At 44.5% G+C, this 21,331-nt stretch carries 21 protein-coding genes and 2 tRNA genes; 15 read left to right on the top strand and 8 right to left on the bottom strand.

From position 1 onward, the window contains the following. Window positions 1–65: 65 nt before the first annotated feature. From MSSIT_RS03020 to MSSIT_RS21615, 8 genes are all read left to right on the top strand, one after another. Window positions 66–344: a 50S ribosomal protein L44e gene (locus MSSIT_RS03020; protein ID WP_048169890.1), complete on the top strand. Its 279-nt coding sequence runs from the start codon at window positions 66–68 to the stop codon at window positions 342–344. A gap of 6 nt (window positions 345–350) precedes the next feature. Then, window positions 351–539 (top strand): 30S ribosomal protein S27e, encoded by a 189-nt coding sequence (locus MSSIT_RS03015; protein WP_011020692.1) that lies wholly within the window; start codon window positions 351–353, stop codon window positions 537–539. A gap of 72 nt (window positions 540–611) precedes the next feature. Continuing rightward, window positions 612–1,418, top strand: coding sequence for a translation initiation factor IF-2 subunit alpha (locus MSSIT_RS03010; RefSeq protein WP_048169888.1), 807 nt, complete (start codon window positions 612–614; stop codon window positions 1,416–1,418). Window positions 1,419–1,424: 6 nt separating this feature from the next. Next, window positions 1,425–1,580, top strand: coding sequence for an RNA-protein complex protein Nop10 (locus tag MSSIT_RS21620; protein WP_082088859.1), 156 nt, complete (start codon window positions 1,425–1,427; stop codon window positions 1,578–1,580). A 9-nt stretch (window positions 1,581–1,589) separates the two neighbouring features. Further along, window positions 1,590–2,360, top strand: coding sequence for a proteasome assembly chaperone family protein (locus MSSIT_RS03005; protein WP_048169886.1), 771 nt, complete (start codon window positions 1,590–1,592; stop codon window positions 2,358–2,360). Window positions 2,361–2,479: 119 nt separating this feature from the next. Next, window positions 2,480–3,883 (top strand): endonuclease Q family protein, encoded by a 1,404-nt coding sequence (locus tag MSSIT_RS03000; protein WP_048174469.1) that lies wholly within the window; start codon window positions 2,480–2,482, stop codon window positions 3,881–3,883. A 180-nt stretch (window positions 3,884–4,063) separates the two neighbouring features. Next, a tRNA-Ser gene (locus MSSIT_RS02995) sits at window positions 4,064–4,143 on the top strand. Between the two features lie 78 nt (window positions 4,144–4,221). Continuing rightward, a protein-coding gene (locus MSSIT_RS21615) for an IS1 family transposase (protein WP_156158928.1) occupies window positions 4,222–5,317 on the top strand; the annotation gives its coding sequence in 2 pieces (ribosomal slippage) (window positions 4,222–4,646 and window positions 4,645–5,317; 1,098 coding nt in all). 208 nt (window positions 5,318–5,525) lie between these two features. On the opposite strand, the gene MSSIT_RS02980 is transcribed toward MSSIT_RS21615, so the two are convergent. Further along, window positions 5,526–6,623, bottom strand: coding sequence for a hypothetical protein (locus MSSIT_RS02980; RefSeq protein WP_048169880.1), 1,098 nt, complete (start codon window positions 6,621–6,623; stop codon window positions 5,526–5,528). A 436-nt stretch (window positions 6,624–7,059) separates the two neighbouring features. Here MSSIT_RS02980 and MSSIT_RS02975 point away from each other — a divergent pair, with 436 nt between their 5' ends. The 5 genes from MSSIT_RS02975 (at window position 7,060) to MSSIT_RS02965 (ending at window position 10,917) form a co-directional block, all read left to right on the top strand. After that, window positions 7,060–7,551 (top strand): rubrerythrin family protein, encoded by a 492-nt coding sequence (locus MSSIT_RS02975; RefSeq protein ID WP_048169878.1) that lies wholly within the window; start codon window positions 7,060–7,062, stop codon window positions 7,549–7,551. Window positions 7,552–8,140: 589 nt separating this feature from the next. Next, window positions 8,141–8,287 carry a hypothetical protein gene (locus tag MSSIT_RS22805; RefSeq protein WP_156157252.1) on the top strand — a complete coding sequence of 49 codons (147 nt, stop codon included), beginning with the start codon at window positions 8,141–8,143 and terminating at the stop codon, window positions 8,285–8,287. A 96-nt stretch (window positions 8,288–8,383) separates the two neighbouring features. After that, window positions 8,384–8,575, top strand: a tRNA-Trp gene (locus tag MSSIT_RS22800). 295 nt (window positions 8,576–8,870) lie between these two features. After that, window positions 8,871–9,674, top strand: a complete 804-nt coding sequence (locus tag MSSIT_RS02970; protein ID WP_048169877.1) for a hypothetical protein — start codon at window positions 8,871–8,873, stop codon at window positions 9,672–9,674. Between the two features lie 193 nt (window positions 9,675–9,867). Then, window positions 9,868–10,917, top strand: a complete 1,050-nt coding sequence (locus MSSIT_RS02965; RefSeq protein WP_048169875.1) for a PEGA domain-containing protein — start codon at window positions 9,868–9,870, stop codon at window positions 10,915–10,917. A gap of 245 nt (window positions 10,918–11,162) precedes the next feature. Here MSSIT_RS02965 and MSSIT_RS02960 read toward each other — a convergent pair whose 3' ends face one another. From MSSIT_RS02960 to groES, 6 genes are all read right to left on the bottom strand, one after another. Further along, on the bottom strand, window positions 11,163–12,347 hold the full coding sequence (locus MSSIT_RS02960) for a pyridoxal phosphate-dependent aminotransferase (protein WP_048169872.1): 1,185 nt from the start codon (window positions 12,345–12,347) through the stop codon (window positions 11,163–11,165). Window positions 12,348–12,680: 333 nt separating this feature from the next. Then, on the bottom strand, window positions 12,681–13,316 hold the full coding sequence (locus MSSIT_RS02955; protein WP_048169871.1) for a hypothetical protein: 636 nt from the start codon (window positions 13,314–13,316) through the stop codon (window positions 12,681–12,683). 125 nt (window positions 13,317–13,441) lie between these two features. Then, window positions 13,442–14,125: a queuosine precursor transporter gene (locus tag MSSIT_RS02950; RefSeq protein WP_048169869.1), complete on the bottom strand. Its 684-nt coding sequence runs from the start codon at window positions 14,123–14,125 to the stop codon at window positions 13,442–13,444. Between the two features lie 131 nt (window positions 14,126–14,256). Next, the gene (locus MSSIT_RS02945; protein WP_231590390.1) at window positions 14,257–15,096 is read right to left on the bottom strand and encodes a ribonuclease H family protein; all 840 of its coding nucleotides are present in this window, start codon (window positions 15,094–15,096) and stop codon (window positions 14,257–14,259) included. A 236-nt stretch (window positions 15,097–15,332) separates the two neighbouring features. Beyond that, window positions 15,333–16,943, bottom strand: a complete 1,611-nt coding sequence (gene groL, locus MSSIT_RS02940) for a chaperonin GroEL (RefSeq protein WP_048169865.1) — start codon at window positions 16,941–16,943, stop codon at window positions 15,333–15,335. A 124-nt stretch (window positions 16,944–17,067) separates the two neighbouring features. Continuing rightward, entirely contained in the window at window positions 17,068–17,346 is a 279-nt protein-coding gene (gene groES, locus MSSIT_RS02935; protein ID WP_048169863.1) for a co-chaperone GroES, read from the bottom strand. A 255-nt stretch (window positions 17,347–17,601) separates the two neighbouring features. Between groES and MSSIT_RS02930 the strand changes: the two genes are divergently transcribed. Together MSSIT_RS02930 and MSSIT_RS02925 are read left to right on the top strand one after the other, a co-directional pair. Next, window positions 17,602–18,009, top strand: coding sequence for a protein kinase family protein (locus tag MSSIT_RS02930; RefSeq protein ID WP_048169861.1), 408 nt, complete (start codon window positions 17,602–17,604; stop codon window positions 18,007–18,009). A 93-nt stretch (window positions 18,010–18,102) separates the two neighbouring features. Then, window positions 18,103–19,242, top strand: coding sequence for a DUF362 domain-containing protein (locus tag MSSIT_RS02925; RefSeq protein WP_048169859.1), 1,140 nt, complete (start codon window positions 18,103–18,105; stop codon window positions 19,240–19,242). A gap of 55 nt (window positions 19,243–19,297) precedes the next feature. Here the strand turns inward: MSSIT_RS02925 and MSSIT_RS02920 are convergent, their stop codons facing one another. After that, the gene (locus MSSIT_RS02920; protein WP_048169858.1) at window positions 19,298–21,262 is read right to left on the bottom strand and encodes a PRC-barrel domain-containing protein; all 1,965 of its coding nucleotides are present in this window, start codon (window positions 21,260–21,262) and stop codon (window positions 19,298–19,300) included. Window positions 21,263–21,331 lie beyond the last annotated feature (69 nt).

Genomic DNA, 21,331 nt, shown 5'->3' with positions numbered 1-21,331 from the left:
GGTGCTTTTCCGCAAAAGCCGGAAAATGCACACCATACCAATAATCATCAAAAAAGGTGTAAAGAATGAAGATTCCAAAGAGGTTCAGAACTTACTGCCCGTTCTGTAAAACCCACAGTGAACACGTAGTTGAGAGGGTAAAGAAGGGCCAGGCTTCAGCAATGACTCATATTGCAAGACAGAAGAAGAGACAGGAAGGGATAGGAAACAGCGGAAAGTTCTCCAAGGTGCCCGGTGGCGACAAGCCAACAAAGCGCATCTGGCTCAGGTACCGCTGTACAGTATGTAAGAAAGCCCACCAGAGACCCTGCTTCAGGGCAAAGAAGTTCGAGTTCAAGGAGTAAGATAATATGGTAGACTATACCCAGAGACCAAAGAGCAGGTTCCTGCGCGTAAAGTGCAACGACTGCGAAAACGAACAGATCATATTCGGAAGCGCAAGCCGTAAGATTACCTGCGTTGTCTGTGGAAGAACCCTTGCCGAACCAACCGGTGGAAAGTCAACAATTACAACTCACATCCTGGAAGTGCTTGAATAACCGGACCGGTAAAAGCACTGCACAGGAGTACAGTAGAGAGTAATAAAAGACAAAAATCGAGAAGTGGTACGAATGGGAAACGATAACTGGCCCGAAGTTGGAGAGTTTGTTGTCTGTACGGTGAAGAATGTCACTGATTTCGGCGCCTACGTCGAGCTTGAGGAGTTCGGAGGCAGGGAAGGATTCATCCACATCTCCGAAATTAAAGCAGGCTGGGTCAAATACGTCAGGGACTACGTCAGGGAAGGGCAGAAGATTGTCTGCAAGGTTCTGAACGTGGACCCTTCCCGCGGCCACATAGACCTGTCATTGAAAGATGTGAACGAGCACCAGCGGCGGGCCAAGATCCAGGAATGGAAGAATGAGCAGAAAGCCGCCAAGTGGCTCCAATTTGTGGCTGAAGAGACAAAGACCGATGAAAACGGCCAGCAAACTCTGCACGAGAAACTTGTAGAAGAGTTCGGAAGCGCATACTCCGCCTTTGAAGAAGCAGCTATCGAAGGGGAAAAAGCATTCAAAGGACTTAAAGTCAACAAAAAATACCTGAAGAGCATAACCAAGATCGCAGGAGAGAATATCAAACTTCCCTTCGTGGATATCGCAGGGTATGTGGATCTGACCTGCAATCTTCCAAACGGCATAGAGATCATAAAACAGGCCCTCCATGCTGCAGATTCCATCAGCGATGTAGATGGAAAAGATATCAGACTCGAAGTAAGTTACACAGGAGCTCCGAGATACAGAATCAAGGTAATAGCTCCTGATTATAAGAAAGCCGAATCAGTCCTTAAAAAATCCGCCCAGACGGCAATAGACACTATTTCCAAACTTGGCGGCCATGGGACTTTCAAACGGCACATCGAATCGGCAAAGGCGTGATGCCTTTTGGGACAAAAGATCCGCAAATGCAAAAATTGCGGCAGGTACACTTTAAGGGAAAAATGTCCGGTTTGCGGGGGAGTAACCTTGCCCGCTATCCCGGCCCGCTTTTCTCCTCAAGACCCTTACGGCAAGTACCGAAGACTGGCAAATAAAGGATAAGGGATTTTTATGCAGCAAAGTACACTTGTCCGCCTGAAAGAAAACCTTGAGCTCAGAAACCCTATACTGGTAGTAGGACTTCCGGGAGTAGGGCTTGTGGGCAAGCTGGTGGCAGAACATCTTGTAGATGAACTTGGAGCTGAGAAGATTATAGAGGTTTATTCCCCGCATTTTCCACCCCAGGTCCTTGTCAATAAAGATTGCACGGTCCGCCCGGTAAGCAACACCATATACCACGGAAAAGCAAACGAAACTGATGTTCTTTTTCTTGTTGGAGACCACCAGAGCACCACCTCACAGGGACATTACGAACTCTGCTCAATTTATCTGGACATTGCAGAGGAACTTAATGTGCCCAGAATATACACCCTCGGAGGCTATCCGACAGGCAAACTGACATATGAAGAAACCGTACTCGGGGTTGCCAACAGCACGGAACTGATCGAAGAGATTAAGCAATACGGGGTCGAGTTCCGGGAATCGGAGCCAAGCGGAGGAATCGTAGGAGCATCTGGCTTGCTTGTAGCTTTTAGCGGGATGAGAGATATAAATGCTGCCTGCCTTATGGGAATGACCCCCGGATACCTGATGGATCCGAAAAGCGCCCAGTCTCTTTTGAAGGTTATCTGCAGGATTTTCGGGATCGAGGTAAACACGGACTCCCTTAAGAAAAAAGCCGAGGAAATGGAAAGTATCCTCGAAAAGCTGAAAGAAAAAGAAGAGCAACAGAACCTTCCGGAAGTCAAACCCTCGGAAGAAGACCTGCGCTACATAGGATAAATGTGTAGATAATATACATACCGGGAAGTTCCGTAGAGGACAACGGACCGGAGAATCCGGGTAGAAAAATACAGTTGCGGGATCCGAAAGTCAAAAGGTTCGGAAATAAAGGTTTGGAAATGAAAGTCAATGCAGACCTCCATCTCCACTCGAAGTACTCGATGGCGTGTTCCGGGAAAATGGAACTGCCCACAATCGCGAGTGAAGCTTCAAAAAAAGGGATGGAGCTTATAGGCACAGGGGACTGCACCCATCCGGAATGGCTGAAAGATATTAAAAAAGCAGCCATTTCAGATAAGGAAATCCGGATAGGAAATACATTTTTCATCCCTACCACCGAGATTGAAGACAGCAACCGTGTGCACCACCTCCTGATTTTACCTTCGGTTTCAAAAGCCGAAGAGCTAGCAGAAAAAATTGCTCCTTTCGGGAACCTTGAAGCAGACGGGCGCCCGACAGTTAAGCTGGATGGCTGCGAAATTGCAGAGATCGCAAAAGATCTTGGGGCTCTTATCGGCCCCTGCCATGCTTTTACTCCCTGGACCGCCCTCTACGCCTACCATGACAGCCTGGAAAGTTGTTACGGAGATATGACCGATTATATTTCTTTTCTTGAGCTTGGCCTGAGCGCAGACAGTGATTACGCAGACAGGATTGAAGAACTGCAACGCCTTACCTTCCTCACAAACTCCGATGCCCATTCCCCTTACACCAACAAACTGGCAAGGGAATTTACTCAGTTCAATGTTCCTGACATCACCTTTGAGGGGCTCAGGAAAGCCATCCTCAGGGAACAGGGCTACGGGCCTACCCTGAACGTCGGGTTTTTCCCTGAAGAAGGTAAGTACAACCGGTCCGCATGCATCAAATGCTTTACCCGGTATACGCTTCCGGAAGCCGAAGCAAACCGATGGCACTGCCCGAAATGCGGAGGGATTATTAAAAAAGGAGTAGCTGACCGGATCAACGAACTTGCGGATTTTGAAAACCCCAGGCACCCGGACCACCGTCCCCCGTACCTTCACCTGATCCCTCTTGCAGAGATCATACAGATGGCACTCGGCCATGCAAGCATCCAGACAAAAGGCGTAAAGACTGCCTGGAAAACCCTTGTGGAGAATTTCGGAAACGAGGTTGAAGCCCTGATCTATGCAGAGCCCGATGCCCTGGAAATAGTGGATGACAGAATAATAAACGCAATTCTCGCCTTCAGAAAAGGAGACGTTATAATCCACCCCGGCGGAGGTGGCCAGTACGGCTGGCTTGAACTGCCCGAAACCCTGAAAGCCGAAAAGCCCGGATCTGCAGAAAAGAGTGCCGGGGAAAAGAAAAAGACCTCAAAAACAACAAAAAGAGAGAAAGGAAAAACCGGAGCTCAGATCTCTTTTGCTGACCTTGAAAGCATAAAATCGACAGAAACAGCAAAAACTGATGAAGAAAATCGAGCAGGAGAGGAAGCGAAGGCACCTGAAGAAGAGGGTCCGGAAAAACCTGCAGGACAGAGATCCCTTTTCGATTTTTAAAAAGAGGGAGTCCGCTGAGAATAAAATATATAAGATAGAAAGTATATTCACTTTACTCTGCACCAGAAGCACCGGGCACTGCCCGGAATTTCTCATTAACAAAAAATTCATCCGGCATTTAAGCTGACATGAAACCATAAGTCAAAATAAAACCAGCCTGAAACGTTCTTAAATCAAAATGCCCAGGTCGTCTAGCGGTATGGCGACGGTCTCGAAAACCGTTCCCTTTGGGATCGCAGGTTCAAATCCTGCCCTGGGCGTAAATCCTTAAACTAATTTTTTTGATGGCCAATTTGTATTTGATTGGTATTATATATGAGGAATTATATGTTTATATTATGGGGAAGAGAGGTCCTAAACCACAATTTACTGACGTTGCCTGTCCTAACAAAGGCTGCAAGCTCTACGGCCTTACTGGTCAAGGCAATGTTACTGGAAATGGAACTTACATAAGCCGTGGAGAAAAAACAAGAAGATATCGTTGCCATGCATGTGGCAAAGCATTTTGCAACCATACAGGTACTTTTTATCATGATCTTCGCAAAGATGATAAAACAATTGATTTAGCTTTAAAGATGTCTATGAAAGGAATGAGCGTTCAAGCTATTGCCGATGTTTTAGAGGTACAACCTGCCAGCGTAAAGCGCTGGCTATCCCGTGCAGCTGAACAATGCGATAAAGTAAATGATACTATGATGAAGAACGTAGATGTGTCAAAGGTAGAAATGGATGAACTATGGGTTATAATCCAAAAAAATATTCCCACGAATGAAAAATTATGAAGATGATGGGCCCTGGATGTGGGTATCTTTTGCACCAGGTTGCAGGCTAATTCTTGACTTTGTAATAGGTCCAAGAAAGCAGTATGTTGCAGACAAACTGGTTGAGTTAACTATCAAACATCTTCCAGATAAAATCCCTCTTTTTGTCACAGATGGGTTGAACTTTTATAAAGAAGCTCTTTTAAAACAATTTGGAGTTTTGATAGAGTTCCCAAGAACTGGGAAAAGAGGAAGACCAAAGAAACCAAAAATCGTTTCCTCTGAGGATTTAAGGTGTGCACAGGTAGTAAAAACAAGAAAAAATGGAGTACTTGAGAAAGTAGAGAAGAAAATCATTTTTGGAGAAGACATTGAACAAAGCGAAATATCAACAACTTTACTGGAAAGACAAAACCTAACCTTCAGGCAGGATAACAACAGAGTGTCAAGGAAAACAATAGGGTTTTCAAAAATGAAAGAATGGTTAGAAATACAGATGAAGCTCTATTGCACGTATTTTAACTTCTGTAGAGGGCATGGAGGATTAAGATACAAAGATGAAAGAGGGGTTGAATGCAAAAATACACCTGCAAGAGAAGCAGGGATTACAGAGTCAAAGTGGACTTTGAAGGAAATACTGACATTTAGGTGTTTCAAAACATCAATCGGATAAAGATGGACCATCATTTTTTTAAACCCTGTCATTATGTTTTGTCCTGAAATTATTTCGGTTCATGAAATATCCCTGAATTTTCACGCTAATGCTTAGAAATGATTGAGCAGGAAAATGACCAAAAAGAAAATCGACCGGAAAAAGAAAAGGAACAAGAAAATTAAAAATCCCTGAAACCAAATTCCTTATTTTTTTATCAGTTTTTCTCTTACCAGATGCCGTTATTCTTCAGGGTAGCCAGGACATTGGTGAATTCATTGTTGAACCTGCATTTCCGGAAGTCAGCAGAGTCCAGAATGTTTGTCTTTATTGCCTGCAACCCGATCAGAAGATTTATATCGTCACTGTACTCGAATTCTTCTCCGGAAGCTGTGATATTTTCCGCAAGGACCTCAAGAAGTTTCGGATCAAGATCGGCTGTGATATAAGTATCCAGAATCAGAAGATCTGCAATTCTCCTGTAGAAATCAATCAGATTCTGGCAATAGGGTATGGAGTAATCCTTTGCTGTCTGCTTTTGCCTGTTAAGATAAATCAGGTATCTGCACAGTGTGCTTATAAGAGTTTCAGTGATCTGTTTTTTAGGGAACTCAATTGGGAACCTTTTTATCATCTTAGAGTTCAAGCGGTTATTTCCCTGCATTTTTTCCCGGCTCCATATCTCAGGAAGAGTCCTTGCTATTGAAGAGTTAAGCACCGCTGTGACATAATGATAGAGCGTGGGATCTCCGAGAACAACTCCTATTCCGCCTGAAAACACGTATTTTCCACTCACATCGTATGAAGCATGCGGGCGATAGTTGTTGGTAATGATTATTTTAGGAGTTTTTATGTACTGCAGGAAGCTTTCATCTTCCAGGCGATAGCAGTCAGCAGATTCGATTTCCTGTTTCTCTGCTCCAGATTCCTGTTTGACCTCCATCAGCTGTTTGTATACTACAGGGAACCTGGCCTTCAACTCATCAGGCTGAAAGATTCGGTATTCTTTCTTTATATTGTAGTCCAGGATCTCGTAAGGTAACATAAACTGATGCTGCGTTGAGTGAATGGAAAACTCATCCAAAACAGATCCATCCATATAAGGATACATAACTTCCTTTTCCATACTCGCCTGTTCTACACTTATGCGTGCCTGGGGGTTTCTGCAGCCGCTGGATGCTTCGGTACAATGTTCTTTCGAAAGGTCTGCTTTGTATACCAGGTCACTGGCAGGGGGTACGCCTTCAAAGATCTCTATTGAGATATCTTCCAGCGTTCGGGGTATTTTGCTCAGCCTTTCGACAATATAGTCTTTACTCCAGAACATATATTTTCACTTCTTTTATATATATAGAGAGTTCCGGGCAAATGTTTTTTGTCTCCAGTTACAATGCCAAAAAAATTGGACTTTTATTTTGGGGACATTTAACTTTTGACTGGGGGGTTTCCGGATCAAATTTAAAATATACCTCTTTATATAATAATTTATTCATAATATACTGTCACAAATCGAACAACACGATTAATAAACTGCAAAAAAATAAAAATATGAGAAGCCAAACCAGAAATTTACGGCTTTAAGAGGAGGACTTTTAAGAGTAAATGCAAATTTCAGGGTTTAAGTATCTGAAAATTATTTTCTTCCTGTTTTTCTTTTGCGGAAAATACCTCTCTCCTACATCGAGTAGGATAACGGGCGTTAAGAATAATAGATATGACCGTAAAATAGAGCGAAAAAAGATTCAAATTAAGGGGAGATTAACATAAGTTCAAAAGATAACCTTAAAGCTGCATTTACCGGCGAATCGATGGCAAACAGAACATACCTTGCTTTTGCGAAGAAAGCAGATGAAGAAGGATACCCCCAGGTAGCCAAACTATTTAGAGCCGCTGCTGCTGCGGAAACCATCCATGCTTTCAACCACCTCCAGCGTATGGGTGGGATTGGAACTACAATGGAAAACCTGAAAGAAGCCGTTAATGGGGAAACATACGAATTTGAGACAATGTACCCCACTTTTATAGAGGAGGCAAAAGCAGAGGGAGACAACAGGGCTCTCTGGAGCTTTGAAGTGGCAAATAAAGTAGAAAGGGTCCATGCCAGACTATACGAAAAAGCCCTGGAAGAACTCGGGAACAATAAAGAGGTCGATTATTACGTCTGTGGGGTCTGCGGACATACCATAGAGGGTGAACCTGAAGGGAACTGTCCGATTTGCGGAGCCCCTGCGTCCAAGTTCGAGAAAATCGACTGAAAACCAGTAAGACAATAACGTTTCTGAAAGAAAACGGAACACATCGGGAGCTAACAGGAAAAAAGCTCCCCATTCACTTTTTTGTACTCATACACCCACCTGGCAAAGAACGATGCTCAGAGATGGCGATGCCCTTACACTTATCAATATTTGTCAGACATATATAAAAATAATTGAGTGAGTTGACTGAGATTTTTGATCTTCAACCCAGCTCCCTCACAAGAATTATATGTTATAAGAGTAATTGATCTCATTATAGGTATGCATACCTGGAAAAAAGGCATATCCTAGAAAAGGTTAGAAAAAAGATCCGGGTAGGATTCACCCCAACCCCGCCACCAATCACTAAAATTGAGAGGGACCCCTTACCTCTCAATTCCAATCCATTTTCCACAACTTTTTTAGACAAAAATAGAATTTGGAACCGATTGAAGCCATTCATGGCCTGTTCTCATTTTCATGAAGGCACCAGGCAAATCAGGAATTTGATTCTCAGAGAGTCATATAAATAGATTTATTTGTAAAACCCCTGATATAGAACAAAAATGAAAAGGGAGACCTGAAACCTTTGAAATTGAGTAAGAAATGGATGAAATACTTTGACCGCCGGAGAACAGGCAAATGGACAGGCGAGGTAAGCACATACGATTTCACGGTCCGCCTGCTCGGATATATTTCCTTTGTAATAATTGTGCTCGCAATTCTTGCAGGAATAATATATTACCTGTTGATGTGAGAAAGAAATAATAATTCTTAGAAATCTGACATCAGAAACATTAGTTCCTGCCGTTAACTATTTAAAAGAGAAAGGCTATTTCAATATCCTTGTAAAGGGGCTGTGGCCTAGCCCGGCATGGCGATGGGCTCCAGCGGATAAATGATGAACAACGGGTCTACCGAGTCTTTCCCGACGGGGCAGGACGATGAGGAACCGTTGGAGCACTGATAGATGCTCGCCAGAAAACTGTTAAAGCAGTTGTTCGGAGATACCCGTCGATCGTGAGTTCGAATCTCACCAGCCCCACATTTTTTCTTTTCTTTAATTTTTATTTTCAGAAGACTTTTTCATTTTACAGGAGAGATTACTAATTCCGGTAGCGTCCTCTTAGGTAGCGTCCTCTTAATATTTATTCCTCTTTTGATAATACCTCTTTTTGGGATATCTGGATCTAACCTGTTATACATAATCTAACTTGTTGCAGATTCAAATAAAAAACATTCTCAAGAAAAAAACACTTTCACCCCGCTTCCTCAAGAGTTAATATCCCCAAAAACCAACCTTTATCCAGATTCACTCAAAAACAACTGAGGTTACCCCATTGAGGCGAGAAAAAGAAGAAATTGCGGTCCTTGTCAGAGCCACCCCCGAGAAGAGCAGAAGAAACGGGTACGTGCATGCCGTTGGAGTTACGGGCATCAACAAAGCCGGAGAACTCCTGAGGCTCTACCCCCTCAGGTTCAGGTACGGTGAGGGACTGGTTGATTTCAGGAAGAACGACCTGCTTGAGGTCACGGTTACGAAGCCCGAGCACGACCTGAGGTGGGAAAGCAGGAAAGTCCTTGATTACGTAAACCTGGAAAAGCCGGCAAAGGACAGGGAAATGAAAGAGCTTATCCTGCCGCTAGTGACTTCCCTGGAAGGGCTGAACATGGAAGGAGCAAGCCTGGGAGTGGTAAAGCCTGAGCTTCTGGATGTGGATGTTAAGGTAAACAGCACTGAGACCTGTGACCGGCAGCAGTACTTTAACCTTATGGGGGATTTTCTCGAAAAAGGGGAAAAAGCCGCGATGCCTGTAGAGGTAAAATATATCTTCAGGTGCGAGGGGGAAGACGCCTGCAGGGGGCATAAAATTATTCTGCTCGATTGGGAACTCAACGAAACCGTAAGGAATATAGTGAGGGGAGAAGGGGCTCCAGGAGCCGTGAAAAAGAAAATCAGAGAGCAGCTCTTTGAACTCCTTAAAGAAAAAGAACTTTACTTTATCATGGGGACGCATTTTATATATGGAACCTGGATGATTACGGGGATATTCTGTCCTGAAAAAGAGAATAGAAATCAGAGCAGCATTTTTGATTTCAAGCAGGAGAGGACAGATACGGCAATGGAAAAAATAATGACCTGAATTTAACGGGTAAAAAGAGACTGGAAAAATTCTGCTCAATAAGATAAAATGCTCAATCAGATAATGCCCTCGAAGATGAAATGCCTCTAGCAGATAAAAGAATGATGAGTTATAAATACCAGTTACTTAAAAAGAAGAGTCATCATTCAAAACGAAGGGGTTCCGTATAAAAAAGAAATCTGACCTCAAACCAGTGGCTTTCAGAAAAGCCCTGATCTGCACAGTATTTTCCTTCCTGATACTCACTTTAGCCGTCGGCCCCGTATTTGCGGACGTCTCTGCCGCAGATCCCGGGCAGGGCAATTCCACAGTTAAAGAGACTGAGAATTCCACGGTAGTGGATAAAGGGGACTCGGGAAATATCAAAATCACAACAGTTCCGAACGGCTCCGAGATCTATATAAATGAAATACCTGTGGGAAAAACCCCGGCCCTGATAGAGGACGTTCCTTCCGGTTTTTATGAAGTGGTGCTGAAGCAGGACGGGTATGAGGACGTCTTTGAGCGAGTTACTGTTACAGCCGGGGAAACGTATTCGATCTCAAAAAAGCTCCGGATAAGCAGGTGGACATACAGCGTTTCTTCAAGCCCCTCAGGAGCAAAGGTCTACCTTGACGGTGGATATAAAGGGGTTACCCCTGTCGTATTTAACGCCGAAGGAAGGCAGCACAAACTGACTATAAAAAAGACCGGATACGGCACGGTCTCAAAAGAAATCAATGCTTCCGATGATCCCTCAATTTTAATAGAGGAAAAACTACACATCAGTCTCCTTACATACCTTGCTGCAACCCTGGTTCTGCTGGCTGCGGGTGTTTATATCAAAAGAAACCCCGAGAAGCTGAAGTTCAAATCCCCGAAAAAAATCCCTGTGGACCGTACAGCAATCGAAAAACTCCGGAAGACGCCAGAGAAGAAAGAAGAAAAAGGGAAAGAAAAAGAAAAGACCGGAATCCCCGATTCTGGCAAAAAAGATAGCATAGAAGGAACCATAACAGAAATCTCAGTAGAAACATCGAAAGACACATCAACTGAAGCTACTAAGGAAACATCAACGGAAACAACGAAAACTACTGCAGAAACCACAACAGAAGGTACAAAACAAACAACAGTCGAAGAGGATAAAAAATCCGTTCCCGCAAATGAAAAAACAAAAGGAGAATTATCAGGTTCTGACGGACTGGTAGAACTGGAAAAGCTTTCTGAACCGGATTTTGAGTATACAATAAAAAAGAAAGAATGATGCAAAGAAAGGATGATCCCAAAAGTGATTATCCGGAAAAGTTGACTAACAAATTAACATGGAAATGCTTCAAACATGGAAACAAAAAAATAAAAAGCAAAAAGGGATGAAAGTACCTGTCAAATCACATTACTTTCATGCCAGAAGAAATTAAAAAATTAATAGCGGAAACTGATTGTTTCCTGGAAAAAACTGATTGCTTCCGAATTCCGGGAGTTCTCATTCATCTTTCTCATCCATCTTTCTCATCCATCCAGCTCTTTTTCCAGAAAAGTTTCCAGACGGTCCATGCCTTCTGCAATGTTTTCAAGGCTGTTGGCATAGGAAAAGCGCAGGTAGCCTTCTGCCCCGTTTCCGAAATCTATGCCGGGAGTCACTGCCACACCTGCTTCATTGAGTATCTTGCGGCTCAATTCAAGGGAATCGTTGTTGAACTTGCGGGCATCAGCAAGGACATAAAAGGCTCCCATTGGCTCTTTTAGAACTTCAAGCCCCATACCGAGAAGCCTTTTTAGCATGTACTGGCGACGCATATTGTAAATCTGGACCATTTCAGCAACATGTTCCTGGGAACCATTCAGGGCTGCGATACCTGCTTCCTGGACAAAGGAGTTTGCGCAGATAAAGAAATTCTGGTGAATTTTCTGGATCGCACGCACACATTCAAGGGGACAGATAATATAGCCGAGCCTCCAGCCGGTCATCGCATAGAGTTTGGAAAAGCCGTTAAGGACAAAGGCATTTTTGGTATATTCCAGGATGCTGTGTTCTTCTCCGCTGTAGATCAGGCCCTGGTAAATCTCGTCCGCAACGATAGGAATTCTTTTTTCGTCTGCTATTGCGGCAAGGCCCTGCAAAGTTTCGGGAGACATCACATGCCCTCCGGGATTTGAAGGGCTGTTGATAAGAATGGCTTTGGTGTTAGGGCTCAGGCACTGCCTCACGGTTTCCGGTTCAAGGGCAAAGCCGTTTGCCTCACTTGTATAGACAAAAACGGGGGTTCCGCCCAGATATTTTACGAAATTAGGATAGCAGGCGTAGTGAGGGTTCGACATTATTACCTCATCCCTCTTTTCAAGCAGAGCCATGAAAACCATCAGGAGCCCGGGACTTGTTCCTGAAGTAACGATAACCTGGTTAGGGTCAAGGTCAACCCCAAACTTCCGGTAGTAAGATTCAACTATTGCATCTCGGAGGGCAGGGAGCCCCTGGCTGTGGGTGTACTTTGTAAGTCCCTTTCCAATAGCAGTACAGGCAGCCTCACATATATGGGGAGCTGTAGGGAAATCAGGCTCTCCGACCTCAAGGTGGATTATATGCCTGCCCTGAGCTTCCAGCTCCTTGGCACTTTCCAGTACTTCCATCACATAGAAAGGAGGGATATCTTCGGACTGTTTTGAAAGGATGCATTCGGAATTTATCGAAAACATAAAAGACCTTCTGAAAAGCGATTACTATAAAAACCACAAGGGAAAAGCAAGGAATATCGTCAAATATGTATCATCATTGAGTAAATACTATCACTAAATATGTACCTGAAACTGCGTATGCTTTCAATATTTAAATATTCTGTGGGAAAAACAAAGAGTTAGAAATAGAGAGCATAAAAGAGAAATAAATTCCTAGAAGAAGTTGGGACGAAAAATTAATTCTCGGAAAAGGTTAAAAGAAAAAGCCAAAGCTCTGAACGGCAGAGGTACTATGGAAATTTGAGTTTTCAAAAATACATGGGTTTTTGGGGAAACATAAGTTTTCAGAGAAACTTAATCTTTAGGCATTATTTTTTCAACTACCTCCACTTCCGGGCCGTCCCAGCCCTGGTCTTCAAGCATTTTTGCAAAATCACGCTGAAAAGCCTGGAATTTTTCAACGTTTTCAGGGACGATATTGAGAAAATCGTAATCTCCATAAGCTCCCGTAAAGAAGGAAGCAACCGTTTCTTCAAATTTTTCCTCTACCCTCTGCGGGTACCAGACGCTGTATTGAGAAAGCAAAACGAAGTTGGGATCGGGAACAGGAGTTTCCTCCTTATAGCTATAAAAGCCTATAAAGACTTCCTCTCCGGATTTTGCAAGAACCAGTTTCTTTTCGAACTTCGGCTTCTGCAGTTTGAGGAACCACTCTCCCTTTAAAAGGTCTCCAGGTTCGTTAATAACCCCATGGGCTTTCAGAAGCCTTTCAGCTACCTGCTGGATCTCCAGAGTTATGCCCTTACGCTGTTCCTCAGGAATATCCATACAGGAGATACAGAATTCTTCAGAGGAAACTCCTTTATTGGGTTCCTTACCTGACTTTTCCTGCTCTTCAGCCTTTCTTTCATAAGCCTTTTCGGAATTTTCTTCATTAATTTGAAGATCAATCCTTGCCTGCCCTATTTTTATCTCAGGATGGTCTGCCATAATCAGCACCCCCGTTAATATATAGGGTATAGGACGGGGATATCCATAAGCATTGGGATTCAAGGCACGGAAATGTACTCCCAGGTCACTTCCAGGCCGAAGCTGATTTCAGGAATTGCCCATATTTAACCGTCAACCGAGCCTGCCTCCCGGTTTTCTCCTTGGTAGGGCGTTTCATCCGGGCTTTCTGAAGCAAGCCACCGGACTCCAAGATATACAAAAGGAGTATCAAGGAGAGCAAAACCCACTTTAAGGACCCAGAGAGGCACGATCATATAAAAAATCTGGACTGCCCCAAGATCGGGAGTGGCGTGATAGAAAGCGATAAACGTGAAAACAATGGAGTCAATCAGCTGGGAAACAATTGTTGAAAGATTGTTCCTGAACCAGAGGTATCTGCCGTTTGTCTTCTGCCTCCAGAAATTAAAAGCCCAGAGGTCATGGTACTGGCTTATAACAAAAGCGGTCATACTTGCCAGGATAATCCGCAGAGAGTTTGAGAAAACACTATTATAAGCCTCACTATGCGGATACAGAGGGGAAGAAGGGAAGCCCGTACTTACAAAGACGAAAAGTACGGCAATGAAGAGTGAAAGTAAGCCTGCGTGTACGAAAATCTTTGTTATTTCTTTTCCCCTAACTTCCTCTATTATATCCGTAATAAGAAAAGTAACCGGATATCCGAATAAGCCGACAGAGGTTACAATTCCGAAGATTTCAATTAGCTTGCTCCCCAGGAGGTTTCCGAGGAGCAGAGAGCTTATGAAAACTGCTAGTAAAATCTGTGTTTTGTAATCTATGGATTTCATGGATATTCAGGGGTTAAATTTGGGTTTAAGGGTTGCATAACACATATAAAGAGAATACTTCAAATTCTACAACGCCGGCGTTGGATTCCGGAGAGAGGGGCTACAATCAATGGGTTTCAGGAGTAGGATAATTACCTGAAACGTTCGGCTCTTCTGAAAAGGTTCTGGGGTGACCTGTCCACTTCATCGCATATGACCCTGTGGGGAATGGAAGAGGGCAGAATGGAGTAAGCCTGACTGTCCGTACCCCGAAGCCCCCAGGTTTCGTCTGTGAGCAGGAAGTAGGAGTTTTCAAACCTGACACCTTTTGATTTCAGAGAAGAAAAAACCTCAGGGTTTGAAATGTCTTTTCGAATCTGTTCCACAGCCTTGATCTGAGTGCCCGGCCCTCCTTTTTTTACCGGATAGAGCAGGTCATCAGAAAGAATCTTTTCCATTGTACGAACTATCAATCTGTAGCAGGTTTTTTTGTTTGTAGACATTTCCGGAACTTTTTCCAGATAAAAAACGGTGCTCCCATTCCGGGCTATATCTGAAAGAACGTCTTCCCGCCTCGAAAAAGACTCCACCTCAGATGTGGACGTGCTCGAGAAAAAAACAGGAAACTTTTTAGAGAGTCTGTCTGCAGCTGCCTGGTTCATTTTCTCCCGGGGGATATACTCAAAGCTGAGCCTGGACCCAGAAAACGCCTTTTCTACTTGCTTTACCCTGCCCTGAAAATCTTTTACGGCTTCAGTCGAGTCGTTATAAATGACGATTTCTTTATCGCCTGCTGAAAAAATTCTGACAAGGGATAGCGCGAAGTTAAGGGCTGCAAGTTCACATTCAAGATTGTTCTGAGGATGATCCGGGACTTTAGTTGTTGATTGATGAAGCTGCATGCCATCCCGTAGCATCACGCAACCGATGTAGGAATCTTCGCCTTTATTATAGGATGAATCACAGTAGACTTCAAGCATATTTACTTTCACCTTTCTGGCAGGAAGCGTTTTTAATAAACTGGTGGATGATAGGAGTTTATGAGCGGCTATGAATGACCAGAGGAGAGTCGAACAGATTAACTATAGATCTGTAGTTATAGATATCGAGAATTATATTTTTACAAACATGATGTGCCAATAACAGAAAAAGGTTTTCGGCCCTTATTAGGGAAAAAAGGATAGGAAAGAAAAAATAGAGAGAAAAGGAAATGAGAAAAATACTGCAATCAGATAATGATTGCAGCTGTCTTGTCGTCCTTTTCTTCGTCAAAATCGGTCACAAGAGCTTCCGTCGTGAGCACCATACCTGCGATTGAGGCGGCATTCTGGAGCCCGCTTCTTACCACTTTTGTCGGGTCGATTACGCCGGCTTCGAAGAGGTCTTCAAAGACGTCGCCCTTTGCATTGTACCCGAAGCACTCACCGGACTCGGCCCTTATGGTTGCCACAACTTCGGCGCCTTCCCTGCCTGCGTTTGCAGCTATCTGGCGGACAGGATCTTCTATGGACCTCCGGACGATCTTTACGCCCACCTGCCTGTCGCCTTCAAGGCCGAGGTCATCAAGGACTGCAGCTGCCCGGAAAAGGCTGACTCCTCCACCCGTAACCACACCTTCTTCAACTGCGGCTTTTGTAGCATTCAGGGCATCATCGATCCTCATCTTCTTTTCCTTGAGCTCGGTTTCAGTTGCAGCACCTACTTTGATTACCGCAACGCCACCTCCAAGCTTTGCCTGGCGCTTTTTAAGTCCTGTCTTTTGATAGTCGGCTTCGGCAATATTGACCTGGGCTTCGATGATCCTGACTCTGTCCTCAATCTTTGCCTTATCGCCCCTGCCTTCCACGATTATGGTTTTATTGTTGTCAACCGTAACCTTCCTGGCACTCCCGAGCATGTAATCACTGAATTCCTCAAGTTTCATGCCTTTCTCTTCACTGATTACCTGCCCGCCGGTCAGGACGGCAATATCTTCGAGCATCTCCTTTCTCTCGTTTCCGAACCCCGGAGCTTTTACAGCGCAGACTCTCAGGGATCCGCGGATGATGTTAAGGATCAGAGCTGCCTGGGCATCCCCGTCGACGTCCTCAGCAATAATCAGGAGGGATCGGCCTTCGGAAGCGACCTTCTCAAGCACGGGCACGATCTGCTTCATGCTGTTGATCTTCTTGTCCGTAATCAGGATATAGGGGTCTTCGAATTCACAGGTCATTTTTTCAGTATCAAGTGCCATGTAGGGCGAAACAAAGCCGCGGTCAAACTGCATACCTTCAACCACATCAAGGCTGGTTTCCATCGTTTTTGAGTCTTCAACCGTGATTACCCCGTTGTAGCCTACCCTTTCCATAGCATCGGCGATCAGGTTGCCTATTTCCTCGTCATTGTTTGCGGAAACGGTAGCTACCTGTACGATCTTGTCCTTGCCCTTGACTTCCACACTCTTGCTCTTGAGATACCCCACAACCTTTTCCGTTGCAAGCTCAATCCCTTTCTTGACCTCAATAGGGTTTGCCCCGGCACTGATGTTTTTCAGACCTTCCCGGATCATGCTCTGGGCAAGGAGGGTAGCGGTAGTGGTCCCGTCTCCTGTGTTGTCCTGGGTCTTGGAAGCAACCTCCTTGACAAGCTTTGCCCCCATATTTTCAAACTTGTCATGGAGCTCTATTTCTTTTGCAATGGTGACCCCATCATTTGTGACCACGGGTTTTGTGCTTTTGTCCAGCACAACGTAGCGACCTTTGGGGCCCAGGGTGATCTTAACAGTATTTGCAACTTTATCTACACCGGTTAAGAGGGCTTTTCTTGCGCCCTCATCAAACATTATCTGCTTTGAAGCCATCTGTATTCACCTGAATTATGATCAAACATTCTTACTGAATTGATTCATGATTTATCCGGATCAGGGTTTACCTGACCTTTGCGAGATACCTGAGGTAGTATTTCAGAAGCGGCCTCATTCAAAATTATTCTTCAACAACGGTTGCCAGGATATCCTTGAAATCAACAAAAATATATTTTTCGTCATCGATCTCAATCTCATCAGCTTGGTACCCCCCGTAAATTACGTGGTCTCCCTTTTTCAGGGGGAGCTCCTTTCCGTCTTCGAAAGTCCCCACAGATAGAACGATTCCTTCTTTTTTCTCCTGCCGGGCAGACTCCGGGATATAGATCCCGCCTTTAGTCACTTCTTCTTTCTTCTGGTGTTTGAGTAAGACTCGTTCGCCAATAGGTCTGATAATCACTCTTTGTTCCTCCTTATGCGTAAGTGACTTCAATATTAGCTGAACATTCACTGGTACAGGTCAGCATGGAAATTGATGAATGCATTGGACTTAAAACGCCCAACTATCTGCATATAATGTAGAACTTATATTTAAAAATTACCGGGAAACGAGAGGTGTTTTGTCAGTAAAATAAGAATAATTTCAAAAAAATCTACATGATATCGATAGATCAAAATAAATTATATATACATGAATCTCTAAAATAATATAAAGATGGTTCAGCAGATTATCCTCAGAAACATTGAAAAACCCCAGATCAAGAGCCTTGAAGAAGATCTGTTTTGGTTCTGTGACAGCTTTGGCTTTTCTTCAGGCAGAGATACCGAAAACACAGCCAACAGGATAATCTTCAGCCTGCTTGAAAAACTCTCAAACGACAGGATAAGCTCCTCGGAAGCTCTGGCTGAAGACCTTGAGATAAAAATTTCAAGAGTCAACCATCATCTCCGGAACCTCAATGACTCCGGGCTCCTTTACAGGAAAAAACGCCTGATTTACCTGAGAGGAGGGAGCTTGAAAGCTGCAGTAAAGGAGATGAGGAAGGACTCGGAAAGGATACTCGACGAACTGGAAAGCATAGCTGAAGAAATCGACTCAATAATGGGCCTGAAAAACAGGTAAACCCTTTATAAAGAGAGATCCAGAAACCGAAAACCTGAGAATAAACTGAAACCGGAAAAGAATTCAATAATTATTTCCACTTATTTATTAGCAATGAACAAAGTCTCCATAGTCCCCTGTCCTGATTATTCGGATACGAAAAAAGCAATAGTGGGAGCTCTTGACCTTCTGGGAAGCGTTGAAGACATAATTGATCCCGGAGACAGCGTACTTCTCAAGCCAAACATCCTTGCAGCCAGCCCTCCGGAAGCTGCCACAACTACCCATCCTTCGGTTGTAGCAGCAATGTGTGAATTCGTGCTCTCCGCAGGAGGGAAACCGATAGTTGGAGACGGAGCCGGCATATCAAAACCCGGGGCTACAGCAATAGCCCTGGAGACTTCGGGTATAGAAGAAGCTGCCCGAAAAGCCGGAGCAAAGGTAGTGAATTTTGAAACTGCAGGCTTTACCCTGATAGAAGTCCCGGAACCGCTTCAGTTCCGGAAATTATATATTGCAAACCCTGTCCTTGAGGCTGATGTCATAATATCCCTTCCGAAACTGAAAACCCATGAGCTTACGTATTACACGGGTGCGGTCAAGAATTTCTTCGGAGCTCTGCCCCTGAAATGCCGGAAAGAAATGCACCTCCTCGGAAAAAGGGAACTTTTTGGCGAAGCTGTTGCCGATGTTTACTCTGTTGTCAAACCCGCTTTTTCAGTCATGGACGGAGTCTGGGGCATGGAGGGAAACGGGCCTTCCCACGGAGAACCTGTGAACTCAGGAGTAATTCTGGCAAGCAGGGACTGTGTTTCCCTGGATATTGTTGCAGCGGAAATGATCGGTTTTGACCCTATCAAAATCCCCACTACAGCAGGAGCCCTGAAGAAAGGCTTCGGGAACCAGTGCCCTGTGGTAGTCGGAAAGCCATTAAAAGAAGTCAAAATGAAATTCAAGCCATCAAGCGGAGGGGTCAGTACAACCCCTGCTTTTCTTAAACGCAGCCTCGGCAGATATTATACCATTTATCCCAGGATCAACCAGAGAAAATGCACTCAATGCGGGACCTGCTATTTAAACTGTTCTCCCAAGGCGGTGGAACGGCAAAAAAACGGAACTTACAGGATAAATCCGGAAAAATGCATCCTGTGTTACTGCTGCCGGGAACTCTGCCCCAGTAATGCGGTGGAGATAAAAAAGTCCCTGCTGGCACAGCTTTTAACAGGGACTGAAAATTTGATACGCAGAATATAAACTCAGGGAGAAATACGGTACTCTCCAATGTATCAATTACTGATATTTGTGTTAATTACTGATATTTGTGTTCCCTCCTTTCTGCGACCACACGTTCTCTTTCTAACCTCTCTTTTTTCTCTTTGTCTGTCTCTGTTGCTTCCTGCTTTTCTATTCTTTCTTTATCCTGCTGCGCCATTATCTCTTCTGCGGTTTTTAGTTGTTCGCGCCTCTTTCTTTCTGCCCGGGTCATCATTTCCGATTCTGTCCCCCCGGGAGTTCCGGCTCGTTCCGCCAATTCTCTCTGCCAGTAGGGCTGGTACCCGTAGTAAGTGTAGGTATCGGAGAGTTCTTCACGAGTCAGAGGCCAGGTATTCTTATCAAATCCTTCTGCACTTTCCAGGACGTCCCTGGGGATATCAAGGGTAAAAGCATGTTCATGCTCTCTGTATGTAAGGAAATTCCAGGGAATAGCAAACAGCTTATCGCTCATACCCATGAATCCGCCAAAAGAAAGGACTGCATACGCTACCCTACCGTTATCGAGATCAATCATTAATTCATCAATCCTTCCGAGGTCTTCTCCAGCTGTATTGACAACCCTGTCCGTTTTTATCGTGTTTGCTGACAAAAAGTCCGGGATCTTTTTACCGGCAGCCTCCACCCGTCTCTCCACTTCAGTTCTCTCTCTTTCCAATTGGGCCAGCCTCTCTCTCTCGACGTCTGCCCGCCTCTCCACTTCAGTCCTCTCACTTTCCAGTTGAGCTAGCTCTTCTCTTTCCACCTCTGCCTGTTTTCTCGCCTCTGTACATTCTCTTTCCAGTTGGACCAGCCTATCCCTACGAATCTCTTCCTGTGTCTGTACTTCCTTCAGTTCATTCTCTAGCCTGGTCACTCGTTCGGTCTCTTCCTGCCTTCTTGCTTCTTGCAGCTCGCTTTCCAGTTGAGCCAGTCTCTCTCTCTCGGCCTCTGCCTGCCTTTCTGCCTCAATACGTTCCCTTTCCAGCTGAGCCAGTCTTTCTCTCTCAGCCTTTGCTTGCTTCTCTTTTTCCATCTGCTGTTTCTCTAGCTGCGATAACTTCTCTTCCTGCGTGCCTCTTAGTCCTTCCAGTCTTTCCCTTTCCTGACGCACCCTTATCTCTTCATCAGTTTCTACTACTTCAGTCCTCTTTGTTTCTGTCTTTCTAATGACTCCTGCAGAAACTCCGGCTTGCTTGATCTTTCCTGTAGAAACTTCCGGTTGTTCTGCAGCTACGATCTGCCAGTAAGGCTCGTATCCATAGTTGGTGTAGGTTCTGGAGAGCCTCTCACGAGTTAAAGGCCAATTGTCTTTATCAAAGCCTTCTTCCTTGTCAAGAGTCTCTTTAGAAATATCAAGAACAAAAGCATGTTCATGCATTTTCAGTTGGAGAGCCTGCCAGGGAATAGCAAATAATTTGCTTCCTACACCCAGGTACCCGCCATGGGAGACTGCAGCATATGCAACTCTACCATTTTCAAGATCAATCATCAATTCGTCAATCTTCCCAATATCCTCCCCGGTGCTACTGATGATCTTGTCCCCTTTTATCGTGCTTGCTGACAAAAATTCAGGACCCTCGCTAGCTGCCGTGCTTTCCATCCGTGATTCCCTTTCCGGTTCCACCTTCCCTGAAACTCTTCCAGTTTGTCCCGCCACTCCAGACTGCCAGTAAGGCTGGCATCCGTAGTAAGTGTAGGTTCCGGAGAGTCCCTCCCGGGTAGTTAGAGGCCAGTTACCTTTGTCGAAACCCTCTGCGTTTTCAAGAGTTTCTTTAGGAATATCGAGTAAGAAAGCATGCTCATGCACTCTCAGTTGGAGGGCCTGCCAAGGAATAGCAAAGAATTTATCGCTCATACCCAGGAATCCCCCAAACGAAAGTACAGCATATCCTACTCTACCGTCCTGGAGGTCAATCATTAGTTCTTCAATCTTCCCAATATCCTCTCCTGCTCTGTTGACAACCTTATCCCCTTTCAGTGTGTTTACTGACAAAAAATCTGGATTATTTCCATCTGCCATGTTCACAACTCCCTGGTTCGGAGGAGGTACATTTTAAAGCCTGCGTCCCCTTCACAATATTAAAATCGT

This window comes from Methanosarcina siciliae T4/M (assembly GCF_000970085.1).
GTDB classification, from domain to species: domain Archaea; phylum Halobacteriota; class Methanosarcinia; order Methanosarcinales; family Methanosarcinaceae; genus Methanosarcina; species Methanosarcina siciliae.
The sequence above is the reverse complement of the archived record's forward strand: the minus strand, read 5'-3'. Positions and strand labels throughout refer to the sequence as shown.

What these genes read in the sequence shown, in the direction of transcription:
- MSSIT_RS03020 (WP_048169890.1), top strand. Translation starts at nt 66, where the DNA reads ATGAAGATTCCAAAGAGGTTCAGAACTTACTGCCCGTTCTGTAAAACC.
- MSSIT_RS03015 (WP_011020692.1), top strand. Translation starts at nt 351, where the DNA reads ATGGTAGACTATACCCAGAGACCAAAGAGCAGGTTCCTGCGCGTAAAG.
- MSSIT_RS03010 (WP_048169888.1), top strand. Translation starts at nt 612, where the DNA reads ATGGGAAACGATAACTGGCCCGAAGTTGGAGAGTTTGTTGTCTGTACG.
- MSSIT_RS03005 (WP_048169886.1), top strand. Translation starts at nt 1,590, where the DNA reads ATGCAGCAAAGTACACTTGTCCGCCTGAAAGAAAACCTTGAGCTCAGA.
- MSSIT_RS03000 (WP_048174469.1), top strand. Translation starts at nt 2,480, where the DNA reads ATGAAAGTCAATGCAGACCTCCATCTCCACTCGAAGTACTCGATGGCG.
- MSSIT_RS02980 (WP_048169880.1), bottom strand. Translation starts at nt 6,623, where the DNA reads ATGTTCTGGAGTAAAGACTATATTGTCGAAAGGCTGAGCAAAATACCC.
- MSSIT_RS22805 (WP_156157252.1), top strand. Translation starts at nt 8,141, where the DNA reads ATGAAATACTTTGACCGCCGGAGAACAGGCAAATGGACAGGCGAGGTA.
- MSSIT_RS02960 (WP_048169872.1), bottom strand. Translation starts at nt 12,347, where the DNA reads ATGTTTTCGATAAATTCCGAATGCATCCTTTCAAAACAGTCCGAAGAT.
- MSSIT_RS02955 (WP_048169871.1), bottom strand. Translation starts at nt 13,316, where the DNA reads ATGGCAGACCATCCTGAGATAAAAATAGGGCAGGCAAGGATTGATCTT.
- MSSIT_RS02950 (WP_048169869.1), bottom strand. Translation starts at nt 14,125, where the DNA reads ATGAAATCCATAGATTACAAAACACAGATTTTACTAGCAGTTTTCATA.
- groL (WP_048169865.1), bottom strand. Translation starts at nt 16,943, where the DNA reads ATGGCTTCAAAGCAGATAATGTTTGATGAGGGCGCAAGAAAAGCCCTC.
- MSSIT_RS02930 (WP_048169861.1), top strand. Translation starts at nt 17,602, where the DNA reads ATGGTTCAGCAGATTATCCTCAGAAACATTGAAAAACCCCAGATCAAG.
- MSSIT_RS02925 (WP_048169859.1), top strand. Translation starts at nt 18,103, where the DNA reads ATGAACAAAGTCTCCATAGTCCCCTGTCCTGATTATTCGGATACGAAA.
- MSSIT_RS02920 (WP_048169858.1), bottom strand. Translation starts at nt 21,262, where the DNA reads ATGGCAGATGGAAATAATCCAGATTTTTTGTCAGTAAACACACTGAAA.